14 protein-coding genes are annotated in these 15,190 nt (G+C 73.1%); all 14 read right to left on the bottom strand.

Features of this window, described 5'->3' with window-relative positions; all coding sequences use genetic code 11:
* Positions 1 to 140: 140 nt before the first annotated feature.
* On the bottom strand, positions 141 to 950 hold the full coding sequence (xdhC, locus tag AB0K92_RS16870) for a xanthine dehydrogenase accessory protein XdhC (RefSeq protein ID WP_365923525.1): 810 nt from the start codon (positions 948 to 950) through the stop codon (positions 141 to 143).
* Position 951: 1 nt separating this feature from the next.
* The gene (gene xdhB, locus AB0K92_RS16865; RefSeq protein WP_365923523.1) at positions 952 to 3,414 is read right to left on the bottom strand and encodes a xanthine dehydrogenase molybdopterin binding subunit; all 2,463 of its coding nucleotides are present in this window, start codon (positions 3,412 to 3,414) and stop codon (positions 952 to 954) included.
* A complete protein-coding gene (locus AB0K92_RS16860; protein WP_365923521.1) occupies positions 3,411 to 4,874 on the bottom strand; it encodes an FAD binding domain-containing protein in 1,464 nt (487 codons plus the stop codon). The genes xdhB and AB0K92_RS16860 overlap by 4 nt, the downstream gene beginning before the upstream one ends.
* A 455-nt stretch (positions 4,875 to 5,329) precedes the next feature.
* On the bottom strand, positions 5,330 to 6,634 hold the full coding sequence (locus AB0K92_RS16855; RefSeq protein ID WP_365923519.1) for an MFS transporter: 1,305 nt from the start codon (positions 6,632 to 6,634) through the stop codon (positions 5,330 to 5,332).
* Positions 6,635 to 6,671: 37 nt separating this feature from the next.
* A complete protein-coding gene (locus tag AB0K92_RS16850; RefSeq protein WP_365923517.1) occupies positions 6,672 to 7,148 on the bottom strand; it encodes an HIT domain-containing protein in 477 nt (158 codons plus the stop codon).
* Between the two features lies 1 nt (position 7,149).
* Positions 7,150 to 7,857, bottom strand: coding sequence for a copper homeostasis protein CutC (locus AB0K92_RS16845; RefSeq protein ID WP_365923515.1), 708 nt, complete (start codon positions 7,855 to 7,857; stop codon positions 7,150 to 7,152).
* Positions 7,858 to 7,860: 3 nt separating this feature from the next.
* Complete coding sequence (locus tag AB0K92_RS16840) at positions 7,861 to 8,529, bottom strand: HAD family phosphatase (protein ID WP_365923513.1); 669 nt, start codon at positions 8,527 to 8,529, stop codon at positions 7,861 to 7,863.
* A 38-nt stretch (positions 8,530 to 8,567) separates the two neighbouring features.
* A complete protein-coding gene (locus AB0K92_RS16835; RefSeq protein ID WP_365923511.1) occupies positions 8,568 to 9,764 on the bottom strand; it encodes a glycosyltransferase in 1,197 nt (398 codons plus the stop codon).
* Entirely contained in the window at positions 9,761 to 10,288 is a 528-nt protein-coding gene (locus AB0K92_RS16830; RefSeq protein WP_166003982.1) for a deoxycytidine triphosphate deaminase, read from the bottom strand. Before AB0K92_RS16830 ends, AB0K92_RS16835 begins: the two co-directional genes overlap by 4 nt.
* Entirely contained in the window at positions 10,285 to 10,815 is a 531-nt protein-coding gene (gene dcd / locus AB0K92_RS16825) for a dCTP deaminase (protein WP_365923508.1), read from the bottom strand. Before dcd ends, AB0K92_RS16830 begins: the two co-directional genes overlap by 4 nt.
* The gene (locus tag AB0K92_RS16820) at positions 10,812 to 11,789 is read right to left on the bottom strand and encodes a diiron oxygenase (protein ID WP_365923506.1); all 978 of its coding nucleotides are present in this window, start codon (positions 11,787 to 11,789) and stop codon (positions 10,812 to 10,814) included. The genes dcd and AB0K92_RS16820 overlap by 4 nt, the downstream gene beginning before the upstream one ends.
* 315 nt (positions 11,790 to 12,104) lie before the next feature.
* On the bottom strand, positions 12,105 to 12,668 hold the full coding sequence (locus tag AB0K92_RS16815) for a GNAT family N-acetyltransferase (RefSeq protein ID WP_365923504.1): 564 nt from the start codon (positions 12,666 to 12,668) through the stop codon (positions 12,105 to 12,107).
* Positions 12,669 to 13,874, bottom strand: coding sequence for a type III PLP-dependent enzyme (locus AB0K92_RS16810; protein WP_365923502.1), 1,206 nt, complete (start codon positions 13,872 to 13,874; stop codon positions 12,669 to 12,671).
* Positions 13,871 to 15,184, bottom strand: a complete 1,314-nt coding sequence (locus AB0K92_RS16805) for a DUF6271 family protein (protein WP_365923500.1) — start codon at positions 15,182 to 15,184, stop codon at positions 13,871 to 13,873. Before AB0K92_RS16805 ends, AB0K92_RS16810 begins: the two co-directional genes overlap by 4 nt.
* Between the last annotated feature and the right edge of the window lie 6 nt (positions 15,185 to 15,190).

Raw genomic sequence — 15,190 nt, 5'->3', positions numbered from 1 at the left:
CCCTGCCGGCCCCTCCCCCCCCCGCATCGAAGCGGGAAGCAGGCAGCGCGCCCGCGTCGTGGGAGCGCTCCCGCGACCGGGGATGCGGGTGCCCCGCACACGTTACGTGCGGGGCACCCCGTCGGTCCGGGCCGGAGGAGTCAGTCACCCTCGCTCTCGAAGGCGCGCAGCAGATCCGCGGCGACGCTCACGGCGATGGTCGCCGGTTCCTTGCCGGTGATGTCGGCCAGTCCGATCGGGGTCTTGATCCGGTCGATGACGGCCTCGTCGTGGCCGCCCTCGGTGGACAGGAGCTTGCGGAACCGCGCCCACTTGGCCGACGACCCGATCAGCCCGATGCTCCCGAGATGGGACGTCCGCAGAGCGGCGTCGCACAGGGCGGCGTCCTCGGCGTGGTCGTGGGTCATGATCAGGACGTGGGTGCCGGGTGGCAGCGTCGCCAGCACCTCCTCGGGCAGCAGCGGTGTGTGGTGGGTGTGCACCTGCGCCACCGCGTCCGCCAGCACGCCGAGGCGCTCCGGGACGAGGAGTTCGGCCCGGGAGTCGATCAGGTGCAGGTCGAGGTCGTGACGGGCCAGGATGCGCGCCAGTTCCAGACCGACGTGACCGACGCCGAAGATCGCCACCGCCCGCACCACCGGCAGCGGTTCGAGCAGTACGGAGACCGTGCCGCCGCAGCACTGCACGCCGTGCTGGCTGGTCACCTTGTCGTTCAGGGCGAAGTCGATCAGCTCCGGCTCCGGCTTGGACGCGGCGATCATCTCGCGGGCCCGGTCGATGGCGACGGCCTCGACGTTGCCGCCCCCGATCGAGCCCCACGTCTCGGTCCGCCCCACGACGAGCTTCGCGCCGGCGTCGCGCGGGGCGTGGCCGCGCACGGTCGCGACGGTCACCAGCACGCCGGGCTCCCGGCGTGCTCGCAGCCGCGCGACCGCGCCGACCCAGGTCATGTCAGGCACCGCTCAGCGCCGTGGCGTCGGTGCGGACCGCGCCGTCGACCCGCACCCCGCTCACGTGGGCCCCGTCGACGTGCGCTCCGTCGACGTGCGCCCCGTCGACGGTCCGGCCGCCGCCGGAGGCACCGCCCCGGCGGGCCGCCTCGATCGCCCAGTACACCGCCTCCGGCGTCGCGGGCGAGGCCAGCTCGACACTGACCCCGCTCGGCCCGAACGCGGCGGCGGCCTGCCGCAGCGCCTCACGCACCGAGAACGCCAGCATCAGCGGAGGCTCGCCCACCGCCTTGGAGCCGTAGACCGCGCCCTCCTCGGTGGCGTTCTCCAGCAGCGTGACGTTGAACTCCTCGGGCATCTCCGAGAAGCTCGGCAGCTTGTACGTGCTCGCGGCCTGGGTCAGCAGCCGGCCCCGGTTCGGTCCGTCGCTGACGTCCCAGCGCAGGTCCTCCAGGGTCAGCCAGCCCGCGCCCTGCACGAAGCCGCCCTCGACCTGGCCGATGTCGATCAACGGGGAGAGGCTGTCGCCGACGTCGTGCACGATGTCGGCGCGCCGGATGCGGTAGGCGCCGGTGAAGCCGTCGACCTCCACCTCGGTGGCGGCGGCGCCGTGGGCGAAGTACTTGAACGGCGAGCCGCGGAAGGTCTTCGCGTCCCAGTGCAGGCCCTCGGTGCGGTAGAAACCGGCCGCCGAGAGCTGGACCCGCTGGAAGTACGCGGTGCGCACCAGGTCGTCCCAGGCCAGTTCCCTGTCGCTGCCGAGGGCGCGCGCGACGCCCTCGACGATGCGCACGTCCGAGGGGTTGGCGCCGAGCTGGGTCGCGGCCACCTGGAGCAGCCGCTCGCGCAGCTGCTCGCAGGCGTTCTTGATCGCCCCGCCGTTCAGGTCGGCACCCGAACTCGCCGCGGTGGCCGAGGTGTTGGGCACCTTGTCGGTGCGCGTCGGGGCGAGGCGGACCTTGTGCAGCGGGATGCCCAGCGTGGTCGCGGCCACCTGCATCATCTTGGTGTGCAGGCCCTGGCCCATCTCGGTGCCGCCGTGGTTGATCAGGATGGAGCCGTCCTTGTAGATCAGCACCAGCGCGCCGCCCTGGTTGAAGGCGGTGAGGTTGAAGGAGATGCCGAACTTGATGCCGGTGAGCGCGAGCGCCCGCTTGGTGTGCGGGTGCGCGGCGTTGAAGGCGGCGATCTCCCGCGTGCGGTCGGCGATGCGGGCGCCGTCCTTGACCTGCTGCCAGACCGTGGAGATCCGCTCGGCCTGGGTGACCGGCTGGCCGTACGGCGTCGTCTGGCCCTGGCCCGGCCGGTAGAAGTTGCGCTCCCGCAGCTCCATCGGGTCCAGGCCCAGCTTCGGCGCGCAGCGGCCGAGGATGTCCTCGATCACCAGCATGCCCTGCGGTCCGCCGAAGCCGCGGAAGGCGGTGTTGGAGACCGTGTGGGTCTTGGCGATCCGGCCGGCGACGCGCGCGTTGGGGATCCAGTAGGTGTTGTCGATGTGGCACAGGGCGCGGGCCAGCACCGGCTCGGACAGGTCCAGGGACCAGCCGCCGTCCGCGACGAGGGTGGCGTCCAGGGCCTGGATACGGCCGTCCGGGTCGAAGCCGATCTTCCACCGGGCGTGGAAGCCGTGCCGCTTGCCGGACATGGTCAGGTCCTGGGTCCGGTTGAGCCGGAAGCGGACCGGGCGGCCCGTCAGCTTGGCGCCGAGCGCGGCGACGGCCGCGAACCCGTGCGGCTGCATCTCCTTGCCGCCGAAGCCGCCGCCCATCCGCAGGCACTGCACGGTCACCTCGTGGGCGGGCACGCCGAGCACGTGGGAGACGATCTCCTGGGTCTCCGAGGGGTGCTGGGTGCTGCTCTGGATGAACACCTGCCCGTTCTCGTCGACCTGGGCGAGCGCGGCGTGCGTCTCCAGGTAGAAGTGCTCCTGGCCGGCGAACTGGAACTCGCCGGTGAACACGTGCGCGGACTCGGCGAAGCCGGCGTCGATGTCACCGGTCTCCATCACGGGCCGGGCGCCGTGGTAGCTGTCCGCCGCCATCGCGTCCTGGAGCGTGACCAGGGAGGGCAGCTCCTCCAGCTCGACCTCGACGGCCGCCGCGCCGAGCCGGGCCGCCTCCAGGGTCTCGCCGAGCACCCAGGCGACGGCGTGGCCGTGGAACATGACCTCGTCGGGGAAGAGCGGCTCGTCGTGCTTCATGCCGGCGTCGTTGACGCCGGGCACGTCGGCGCCGGTCAGCACGCGCACCACACCGGGCACGGCGAGCGCGGGCTCGGTGCGCAGCGCGGTGATCCGGCCGTGGGCCTTCATGACCTGGACGGGGTAGGCGTGCAGGACGTCCTTGGTGCGGTACACCAGGTCGTCGGTGTAGAGCGCGGTCCCGGTGACGTGCAGGGCGGCGCTCTCGTGCGGCATCGGCACGCCGACGACGGGCTTCTCGGGCCGCTCGGACAGATGACTCATGACGACACCGCCTCGGTGGTTTGCGCGTACAGCTTCAGCAGGCTCTGGCCGAGCATCGCGGAGCGGTAGAGGGAGCTGGCGCGGTGGTCGTCCATCGGCGTGCCCTCTCCCCGGAGTACCCGGGCCGCGGTCTCGACAGTCTCCGGCGCCCACGGCTTGCCCTCCAGGGCCGCCTCGGTGGTGAGCGCGCGGATCGGGGTGGCGGCCACGCCGCCCAGGCCGATGCGTGCCGTGCGGACGATGCCGTCCTCGATGTCGAGCGCGAAGGCGACGGCCACGCTGGAGATGTCGTCGAAGCGCCGCTTGGCGATCTTGTGGAAGGCCGTGACCGGCGACAGCGGCAGCGGGATACGCACCGCGCGGATCAGCTCGCCGGGCCGGCGCACGCTCTGCCGGTAGCCGGTGAAGTACTCCGCGAGCGGGACCTCGCGTTCCCCGTCGGCGTCGGCGAGCAGCAGCGACGCCTCCAGCGCGAGCAGCACCGGCGGGCTGTCGCCGATGGGCGAGCCGGTGCCGAGGTTGCCGCCGAGGGTGGCGCTGTTGCGGATGAGCCGGGAGGCGAACTGCGGGAACAGCTCGGCCAGCAGCGGGACGGTGCCGTCGAGGCGGCGTTCGATCTCGGTGAGCGTCAGCGCCGCCCCGATGTCGATGTGGCCGTCCTCGACGCGCAGTTCGCGCAGTTCGGGCAGCCGGTCGACGGCGACCACGCAGCCGGCGCGCCGGGCGCGGATGTTGACCTCGACGCCCCAGTCGGTGGATCCGGCGACGACGACCGCGTCGGGGCGCTCGCGCAGCACGGCGAGTGTCTCGGCGAGGGTGTTCTTGCGGATGAACGCGCTGTCGTCGCGGACGTATTCGGTGGCGACCGGTGCGGGCGGGGACTGCTCGCGTCGCCGCGCCAGCGGGTCGTCGTCGGCGGGTTGGCCGACGGCGAAGGCGGCGTCGCGGATCGGGCGGTAGCCGGTGCAGCGGCACAGGTTGCCGCTCAGCGCGTGCAGGTCGAAACCGTTCGGGCCGTGCTCGGGGTCGGTGCTGTCGGCGGGGTCCGCGTGGGCGCAGCGGTCGGGCCGGTAGTACTCGGCGGCCATGCTGCAGACGAAGCCCGGCGTGCAGTAGCCGCACTGGGAGCCGCCGCGGACCGCCATCTCCTCCTGCACGGGGTGCAGGGCGGGCGGGGTGCCCGGTTCGCCGGCGGCGGCGAGACCTTCGGCGGTGACGATCTCCTGGCCGTCGAGTGCCGCGACGGGGACCAGGCAGGCGTTGACCGCCACCCAGTCGGTGGGCTTGGTCACTCCGGGGCGGGCCACGAGCACCGAACAGGCGCCGCACTCGCCCTCGGCGCAGCCCTCCTTGGTGCCCGTGAGGCCGCGTTCGCGCAGGAAGTCCAGCACTGTGGTGTGGGGCGCAGCCGGTGAGATCGGTGCTTGTGTCCCGTTGACCGTGATGCGTGCGCCTACCATGACGGGCCTTCGTTTCGGTGCGTGATGGGTCGATACATCATGTTCGCCAATTCCAGGCAGCTTTCTGTGTTCAGACGCGCCACGTCAGCGAAGCGGGCGCGGAAACGGCACGCGACAGCTACGTGCCGGAAGAGGGTGGCGTGAAAACCTGCGTGAAAACCTGGAAGTGCCACGACGGGCACATCGGAGGACGGCGTGCTCAGCAGCCGTGCGCGATACGACCCGGAACCCAGACGGTGCACTGGGCGAGGCGACCGAGATCAGACGCGATGTACATGCGCGGGTCGCCTCCTTTCTTGTCACGGGTCGACTTCTTTCGCAACGTAGTGGGCGGGTCGACGGAGGTCAAGGGGTGGAGCGCGGTCCTGCGGGCGCGCGAAGGCGGCCAGCCCTCCGGGGGCGGAGGACCGGCCGCGTGCGGTGACCGGGTGGTACGGCTGTGTGACGCCGGCGGGTCAGCGGGCGGGCGCCGCCTGCGCGGGGCCGGTCCCGGGGGGCTCGGGTGTCTCGGGGGTTTCGGGTGTCTCGGGTGTCCGCCAGCGGATGCGGGTGGCGCACAGGGACACGGCGAGGGCGGAGGCCGCGACGACGGCCATGCCCCACACCAGGCTGGTGGCGCCGGCCACGAAGCCGATCAGGGCCGGGCCCGCCAGCAGCCCGGTGGTGCCCGTCGCCGCGACGAGGGACAGGGCTTCCGGGCCCTGCGCGGCCGCGGCGACGTAGACGCAGGGGGTGACGGCGGCCACGCCGAGTCCCACGCAGGCGAAGCCGACGAGGGTGGGCAGGACGCCGCCGGTGAGGAGGGCGAGGGCCAGTCCGGTGCCCGCGAGGGCGCTGCCGTACCGGACGACGCGGGCGTCGCCCCAGCGGCTGCGCCAGCCGTCGGCGACGAGGCGGGCCACCACCATCATCACCGATACGACGGCGATGCCCATCGGGACGAGCTGCGGTGACGCGTGGACGACGTCCTCCATGTAGAGCGCCGACCAGTCGTTCATGGCGCCCTCGGTCACGGTGCCGAAGACCATGGCGAGGCCCATCCACAGCGTCGCCCGCGACGGCAGGACCGGTCCGCGCCGGCGCTTCGTCTCCCGCTTCGGCGGCGCGTCGCTCGCGAGTTCGCCGGTCGCGCGTTCGTCGGTTGCGGGTTCGTCGCCCACGGGTCCGTCGGTCGCGCGTTCACCGGTCACCGGTTCGTCGGTCAGCAGGCGTGGCCGGCTGTAGCCGAGCAGCAGGGCCAGGACGACGGTGGCGGCCAGGAAGTGCGCGGTCAGGGAGGTGGTGAAGAGGCTGGTGCCGGAGGCCAGGAGGGCGGCCGCGAGGGAGCCCGCGCTGAACGTCGCGTGCAGCTGGGCCATGGTGGTCCGCCCGTGCCGGACCTCCAGTGCGGAGCCTTGCGCGTTCATGGCCACGTTGAGGCCGCCGGCGGCCACTCCGTCGCAGCAGATGACCACCAGCGCGACCGGGTAGTTCGGGGCGAGGTACAGCGCGGGCAGGAGGACCGCGAGGCTCAGGGCGGAGACGAACGCCAGCCGGCGGGAGCCGAGCCGTCGCATGAGGGCGGAGACGAGCGGGAACGAGGCCGCGGCGCCCACTCCGCAGGCCATGAGCAGCAGCCCCAGTTCCTGCGCCGACAGGTCCAGCCGGCTGGTGAGGGCGGGAAGGCGGGACGTCCAGGTCGCGTACTGGAATCCGAGGAAGCAGAACAGGGCGGCGATCGCCAGCCGGGTGCGGTGGAAGGCGCTGCGGACGCGGAACACGGGATCTCAGCCTCTCCACGCCTCGGTGGTCGTCTGCTCAGGCGTGGGCATACGGGTCCTCCGGGCTCGTGCGGTGCGGTGGTCGGGGGGCGGTGAGGATGCGGCGGCGGGTTGTGGCGAGCGCGGCCGGGTCGGCGAGGTCCGCCTGCCACGGACGGTGCAGGTGGTCGCCGTCGCGCCGGGGCACCAGGTGGACGTGCAGATGGAAGACGTCCTGCCAGCCCGCCGGCCGGTTGGCCTGGAAGAGCGTCAGGCCGTCCGGCCGCAGGGCGTCCCCGAGGAGGCGGGCCATGCGGTGGACCGTGCGCATCACGGCTGCCGCGTCGTCCTCGGAGACGGTCCAGAGGTCCGCCGCGTGGCATCGGGGGATGACCAGGGTGTGGCCCTCCATGACGGCGGTGTTGTCGAGGAAGGCGACGGTCCGCTCGTCCTCGAAGAGGATCTCCGAGTGGAGCCGGCCCGCCACGATGTCGCAGAACACGCATCCGGGCGCCGGGGAGGTCTCGGGCGGCATGTCACCCCGCGTCCTTGCCCGCGGCGGCGTCCAGGAGGTCCCGCCAGCGGCGTACGGCGGCGGGGTCGACCGGGCTGTCCCAGCCCTGGTGGCGGACCGCCGTGCCCACGTGGAAGGCGTGCACGCCGCGGGCGCGCAGCAGTGGGACGTGTGTCGTCCGGAGGCCTCCGCCCGCCATGACGTCCATGGTGTAGCCGGGCTCGCCCCGGCGGCCGGCTTCCGCCAGCAGCGTGGGCAGTCCGGCCGTGACACCGGTGGCGCTGCCCGCGGACAGCACGGTGTCCAGTCCGGGCAGCCCGTCGATGGCACGGCGGACCGCCGTCCGGTCGGCCGCGTGGTCCAGCGCCCGGTGGAAGGTCCAGCGGCAGTCCGGGACCGCGTCGAGGACGGCGCGGACGGCGGTCAGGTCCGGGGCGCCGTCCGGGGTGAGGAAGCCCAGGACGAACTCCTCGGCGCCCGCGGCGCTCAGCTCCCGGGCGCGGGTGCGCAGGCCGTCGAGGTCGGCCGCCTGGAAGCCGCCCCTGTCGCGCAGCATGACGCGCACCGGAAGGGTGACCGCCGCCGCGGTGCGCTCGAACTGCGCCGCGGTGGGGGACATGCCGTCGGCTTCCATGTCGGTCGCCAGCTCCAGCCGGTCGGCGCCTCCCTCGGCCGCCGCGCGTGCCTCCTCGGCGGAGGTGACGACCACTTCGAGTGTCGCCGCGCTCATGGCTCAGGCCTCCGTCCGGGTCGCCGCGGCCACCGCCGGGGTCGGGGGTGGCCAGGTCATGCCGGTGAGGTCGGGGACGATCAGGTCGGCTTCGGCCAACGCCGCAGCGGACTGGGTCGTGGTGAGGGCCACGCAGTCGGCGCCGGCGCGCTTGGCGGCGGCCACCCCGGCCGGGGCGTCCTCGAACACCACGACGGCGGCGGGGTCGACGCCCAGCGCGGCGCAGCAGGCGAGACAGCCCTCGGGGTCCGGTTTGCCGCGGGTGACGTCGTCGGAGGTGATCAGCGCGTCGAACAGGCCGAGGGCGCCGACGGCGCCGAGTTCGTGCCGGGCGTAGTCCCGGGTGCCGGAGGTGACCAGGCCGAGCGGTACCCCGGCGGCGCGCAGCCGCTCCAGCAGGTCCAGGGCGCCGGGGACGGCCGCGACCGGGGGCATGTCCGGCAGGGCCGTGTAACCGAGCGCCTCGGCGAAGAGGTCGTCGACGGTGTGCCCGGGGAACCGGTCGAGGTGGTCGAGCAGCGCCTCTCTGCCGGGCCGTCCCGCGAAGCCCTTGATGGTGGCCTCGTCGTAGGGGACCCCGTGGTTGCGGAAGAGCCGGGACCAGGCTTCGTAGCTGCGGGGTTCGGTGTCGATGAGGGTGCCGTCGAGGTCGAACAGCGCGGCGGTGTACATGTCGTGTTCCTTCTCGGGGAGGGAGCCGGGGGCCGTGCTCAGCGCACCTGGGCGGAGAGGGCGGCCAGTGCGCGTGCCGTCGCGGACAGCGGGAACCGTGCCGCGTTGCGGAGGCCGGAGCGGCGCAGCTCGTCCAGTGCGGCCGGGTCGTCGCGGAGCCTGGTCAGTTCGGCCAGGGCGCGGCGCGGGTCGGCGAGGAGGTCGAGGGGCAGGGCGGAGTCACCGAGCGCGTCACGCAGTCCGGGCACCGGCTGGTAGGCGACCGGGAGGCCGCACGCCTGGGCTTCCACGGCGACCAGGCCGAACGCCTCCAGCTTCGCGGAGGGCACGACGAGCAGGTCGTGCGCGGCGAAGGCCGCCCACAGCTCCTCGCGGGTCAGCCAGCCGAGGTGGTGGACGCCCGAGAGGTCCTGTACGGCGGCGAGCCGGCGGAACTCGGTGACCGGCGCGGCCATGGACAGCCGCAGCCCCGGTGTGCCGTGGAGGGTGGCGGCCAGTTCGGCGGCGCCCTTCTCGGCGGTGAGGCGGCCGGCGTAGAGCACGCGCAGTTCGCCGCCGTCCCGCCGCCGGCGCGCTGGCGGGCGGGCCAGCAGGGTGTCGGGGACGCCCCAGGGGATGTGGACGACACGGCCGGAGTCGACCGGGGTGAGGCGGCGCAGCCGGTCGGCCATCGCGGCGGTCGGCACGACGAGGGCGGTGGCGGCGGCGACCGCGTCGCGCAGCACCCGGGCCTGGGTGGGGTGTTCGGCGGCGAAGAGCAGGTCGGTGCCGTGCACCAGTCCGATGGCCGGCCGCCCGGGGTAGCCGCGCAGCAGTGCCGGGGTGGCGCCGAAGGCCAGGTGCTGGAGGTGGACGACGTCCGGCTCGTGGCCGGCGAAGCGGGTGGTGATCGCGTCGGTCAGCCGGTCGACGTAGTCCCAGAAGCCGTCGCCGTCGAGCTGTTTGCCCGGCACGTCGAGCAGGGCGGGGAGGGCGGGGGCGCGGCCGGCCGGAGCGTCGGGCGCGGGGCCGCCGGCAGGGGCGAGGCGATCGGGCGCGGGGCCGCCGGAGGGCGGGAGCGCGGGGCCGCCGGAGGGCGGGAGCGCGGGGCCTTCGGGGCCGTCGGGGGTGAGCATGAACGTGTCGGCGGTCAGCGGTCCGGACGGGTCGAGGTACAGGTCCTTGAGCAGTTCGACGCTGCCGCCCGGGCTGCCCCACGGCAGGTCGAGGCCGGTCAGCACGCGCACCGCGCTCACCGCAGTTCCTCGTACAGCCGGGAGATGTCGATGCCGCTGGTGCGGGTGTACTTGCGGCCCAGGCTCTGGTAGCTGGACACCTCGCCCGCGGCGACCAGGAACACGATCTTGCCGAAGGGCATCAGCGGATAGACGCGGACGGGGCGGGCCACGCGTATCTCCAGGGTCCAGCGGATGGCGTGGCCGACGTGTCCCAGCGGGGCGGAGACATGGACCCAGACGCCCAGCGCGCCGAGGCTGCGGTCGCCGTTGATCATCTGGGCGTAGCGCTCGGAGTGGGTGCGCTCGTGGGTGACGCCGAGGTAGAGCTGTCCGGGCCGCAGCACCATGCCCTCGGGCGGGATGACGTGCTCGGTGACGCGGGTCGCGGCGGCGGCGTCCAGTTCGTCGCCCTCGCAGACCCGGATGCGGTCCCCCAGGCGCCAGTCGTAGGCGTTCGGAGAGATCCTTTCCGGGTCGAAGGGCTCGATGACGATGTCGCCCCGGGCGACGGCGGCGGCGATGGCCCGACGGGTGAGGATCATGTCGTCGGCACCGCCACATCCTTCCAGTAGCGGGACTCCTGCGGGCCCGCCGAGGCCTGGTACTTGCCCTGGTAGAGGTCGATCTCGCCGAGCGACTCGAAGAACATGATCTGGCCGATCTTCATGCCCGGGTACACCCGCAGGGGCCGGACCGGGGAGAGCATCAGCGTCCACTGGCCGTGGAAGCCGATGTCGCCGATGGGCGCGGTGATCTCCACGAAGAGTCCGAGGCGCCCGACGGAGGACCGCCCGAAGAGCAGCGGTACGTAGCGGTCGGAGCCGATCCGCTCGACGGTGTGCCCGAGGTAGAGCTGGTCGGGCCGCAGGACGTAACCCTCCTCGCCGATGGTGGTCTCGCGGGTCGGGTTGGGGCGGTAGGGGTCGATGACGTCGCCGGTGTACGTCAGCAGCCTGTCGCCCAGGCAGACGTTGTAGCTGTTGGGGTTCACCTGGGCGGGGTGGAACGGGGTGATGACGATGCGCCCGTCGTGCGCGGCCTCGGTGATCTCGGGACCGGTGAGGATCACGCGGCCCTCCCGGAGGTACCGGCGGCGGCCGCTCCCGCGAAGTCGAACTCCACCCGGTCCTCCACGCCGAGTTCCCGCAGCATGCGCAGGATGCCGGAGAAGTCGGTGACGAGCAGGTCCGCGTGCGGGCCGCCGCGGGAGTCCTCGACGATGTCGCGGGCCTTGCGGACGCCGGCGAACTCCAGGACCTTCAGCCACCAGTCGAAGTCCTCGGCGCAGAACGCGGTGATGCCCGCGGGCAGGGACCGCACGAAGAAGTCCCGCTGGCGGCTGTCGAGATGGACGAAGACGTCCTTCATCACCTCCACCATGACGGGTCCGTGGGCCGACTCGTCGCGGGCGTGCAGCCGGGCGATGGTCGCGTGCATCGGCTGGACGGTGGTGTCGCGCGCCATGAGGTCCAGGAAGGCGTTGACGCTGACCTCGCCGACCGTGGTCCACAGCAGGTAGAGCAGGTCCGCTTCCCAGCGCTCGCCGGCCGCGTCCCGCGCCTCGTACAGCAGGCGGTTGGTCACCGGGTGGCCGCAGTCGGGTTCGGCGGTGATCCCTCTGGCCTCGCGGGTGCGCTGCATGCCCAGCATGTGCATGTACGTGTGCCACACCTCGTCGATGTGGGACTGCCGCACGATCTCCTTGACCTCGAAGCGGTCCACGCCGGGGTAGACGGCGTGGCCGAGCTTCTCGAAGGTCGGGTTGACGACGAACTCCTCGGCGGCCACGACGCGTTCGTTGTAGGCGATCCAGCCCAGGGTGTTCACCAGGCGCCGCTTGTCCTCGGGAGCGCTGCGGAAGTCCGGGTGCTCGCCGAAGGGCATCAGGGCGAGCGGGTAGTCGAGCAGCGCGGGGTCGTATGCCTCGGCTCCGGTCACCTTGTCCATGTCGGTGCGGACGGTGGCGCGTCGGGGCCAGGCCGCGGCGAGCCGCCGCAGCGTACTGGGACCGACAGGGCCGGCCTCTTCCTCGATGGTTGCCAACTCTCGTTTCCTTCATGCTCGTTGACGTGTCACTCGGCCGCTCGGCCGGGGGCGGCCGCCGGGCCCGCCGGCGCCCCGGCGACGGCGTGCGGGGCTGCGGACGGCCCGGTGGCGGGGTGAGGCCGAGCGCTGACGCTGTTGTCCGTTCGGCTCCGGGCCGGTTTCGGCCCGGAGGAGTTCACGACGGTCCCGCGCGGCGCTGCGACGGGACGGGAGACGCGGGTACGAGGTGGCCGGCCGAAGAGGACCACGCTCCGGCTTTGGTCTGGACCAACATCAACGTAACAGTGTGATATCCAGCGCCACAAGGGCAGTTCACCGCGCGCGGGCGGTCCGGTCCGCCTCCTCCGTCCGGCCGGGCCGGTCGACCTTGAACGCGCGGGACATGTAGACGGCGTCGCCGCCGTAGTCGCGCGGCAGCCTGACGTCCTCGTAGGGCCGGAAGCCGCGCGCGGCCCAGAACGCCGCCATGCCGGCGACGGCCACCAGCGAGATGCGGTCGTAGGCCGGGCGGGCCTGTGCGGTGAGCCGGTCCAGCAGCCGGCCGCCCCACCCCCGGCCGCGCAGCTCGCGCGCCACGACGATGTCGTGCAGATGCAGGTTCCGGGTGCCGGAGGGGGCGGACGGGGCGGACGCGGCCTGTTCCCGCAGGGCCAGGTCGGGGTACCGGAACATCGGATACGGCAGCGCGAGCACGTATCCGCCGATCCGGCCGCCGAGATCCAGGACGAAGCAGGTGGCGGGCGAGACGCGGCCTCTGGACTCCAGTGCCTCCCGCCCTTCGAGGAGCGTGCTGTCCGCGTACGCCTCCTGCTCCAGCGCGGCGATCCGCGGCCAGTCGCCCCGCGCGATGTGACGGATGCGGATGTCGCGGCCCACTCAGTCATCCCCTCCCCCGGCCCCGCCCGTCCCGCCGACGCAGGTGTACGGCAGCGGCCGGAACCCGTTGAACCCCTGGGTCATGTAGCCGAGGGCGTAGGCCCCGCTGGAGAGGACCCAGACCGGGTCGCCGGACCGCGCCGCCTTCGGGACCCGCACGCGCGGGTGGTCGTGGCCGTAGGCGTCGTCGCTGTCGCAGGTGGGTCCGGCGATCACGGCGGGCACGTACGGCGCGCCGCCGGGGCCGTCCTCCGCGGGGTGCGTGGGCAGGACCAGCGGGTAGCGCACCTCGTCCATCTCGTAGAGGCCGTTGAACTTGCCGCAGCTCAGGTACAGCCAGTAGGCGCGTTCGCCGTCCGGCTGCCGGCGGGAGGTCAGCCGGCTGACGTGCGCCCTGATCGCGCCGTGGTCGGCGACCAGGTGCCGGCCGGGCTCCACGAGGAACGACAGCGGGACCCGTGACAGCTCCCGCAACCGCTCCGTGCCCTCGCGGATGACCGCGAAGATCTTGTCCAGGGGCGGTTCCAGCCTGCTGCCCCGCCGGTCGGTGTAGCCCAGGGCCGGCAGGCCGCCGCCGAGGTTGACGCGCGACGGCTCGATCCCCCGGGCCCGCAACGCTCCCAGCGTGCCGGCCAGCGTGTCGAAGGCGCGTCGCCACGCCTCGGCGGTCATCTGCTGTGACCCGACGTGGACCGACAGTCCGTCCGGGGCCAGTCCGGCCGAGCGCGCCGCCTCCATCACGCGCGGGGCGTCGTCCGGTGAGCACCCGAACTTGCGGCTGAGGCCCCACAAGGCGCCGTAGCCGTCGGTGGCCAGCCGGCAGCACACCCGGGCTCCGGGCGCGTGCTCGGCCAGCGCCCTGACGTCCTCGACGCTGTCCGTGACGAAGTCGCGGATGCCGAGCCGGTGGGCCTGCGCGATCTGGGCGTCGGACTTGACGGTGTTGCCGTAGTGGACGCGGTCCGCGGGCACGCCGGTGCCCAGGGCCAGCGCGATCTCCCCCGGGCTCGCCGCGTCGAAGCCCGCTCCCCGCTGCGCCAGGCACGCGAGGACCTCCGCGACGGGGCAGGCCTTCAGCGCGAAGCGGACCTCGACGCCGGGCAGTTCACGGGTCAGCGTGTCGTACTGGGCGGCGATACCGTCCAGGTCGAAGATCACGCGGTCGTCGGTGGCGGCCTGGAGCGCCTCGCGCAGACGGGGATTCATCCGCGTGTCCCCGGCACGTCGACGCCGCGGCTCGCCCGCACCAGCGTCTCCCAGCGCTCGGTCAGCAGCGCGAAGTCCGCGATGTCGCGCCGCGCCTCGCTCAGCAGGTCCCGGCGCCGCCGCGCGAGCAGGTCGGCGACGTGCGCGTACTTGCCGCCCAGCTTCCGGTAGGAGACGTCCAGGACGTCCAGCCGCGCCTCGTTGTCCGCGGTGTCGAGGTCCAGACTGCCGCGCAGCAGGCCGGCGATGATGTCGGGGCGGGGGGTGTGCCGGTCGTCGAGGAGGGCGTCACCGGCTTCCTTCATCGCGTCGTAGACGGGATGGAGGTAGAGCATCGACAGCAGGAACTTGACGAACCGGGTCTGGTAGGCCAGGAATCCGGCGGGGGTTCGCCGCTCCCCGGTGTAGTAGTTCTCGATGGTGCGGTTGTGCAGCACCCCGGGCAGCCGGGCGTCGTGGACGAGGTGGATGAGGAAGTAGTCGCTGCCGATGGTGTCGGTCGCGGGTGACAGCGGTACGTGCTCGTAGACGCCTCGGTGGAAGGCGATGTTGCACATGTCCACGCGCATCGGGTCGACCAGGGTCAGCGTCGAGTGGTCCTCGGTGAAGGGGGTGGTGCCCGCCCCCGTGAAGGACTCCGCGACCAGCTCCCGCTTCGCCTCCTCCGGCCAGTCCAGGGGCGCCCACAGGCCGACGACCTCCTGGTAGACGGCCTCGTCCAGGTCGCGGATCTCGCCGATGTCGACCGACAGTTCGCCGATGAAGGAGCTGCCCACCATGGACACCGGGCGGCCGGACAGGGAGGGGTCGAGACGGGTCTGTGACACGCCCGCCGCCGCGTCGGCCGCGCGCTTGCCCAGCGAGGCCAGTTCATGGTCGACGGGATAGACGGGACGGCCGTCGAGCAGCTGGTAGCGGCTGTCGGAGTCCCGGCGGTGCACCGACCGGCAGCCGAGCGCGGCGGCGAACAGGAAGGCCCGGTTGGTGCAGGCGCCGTAGGAGACGCCCTCGGGGAGCATGAGGTCGAGCAGCGGGCCGGCGTCCGGCACGCCGGCGGTCTCGATGATCCGGCGCAGGAGGTCCCGCTGCCGTGTCTCGTCGAGATGGTGTGCGGTCACCTGGGCCACTCGGGGCAGGGACGCGAGGACGCGGGCGTGCTCGGCGAACGTGGGCTCGTCGGAGGAGTCGAGAACGAGCAGGCGCACCGCGACACCGTGGTGGCGAGCGGCGTGCGCCGCCTCTTCGGCGACCGCCGCCAGCGTCGTCGAGCAGGCCCGGTTGGTGGGCAGGGTCAGGCAGATCGTGTCCACAGGGGT

This window comes from Streptomyces sp. NPDC052687, from assembly GCF_040678395.1.
In the GTDB taxonomy this organism is placed as follows: domain Bacteria; phylum Actinomycetota; class Actinomycetes; order Streptomycetales; family Streptomycetaceae; genus Streptomyces.
This window is presented reverse-complemented; position numbering and strand designations above follow the sequence as displayed.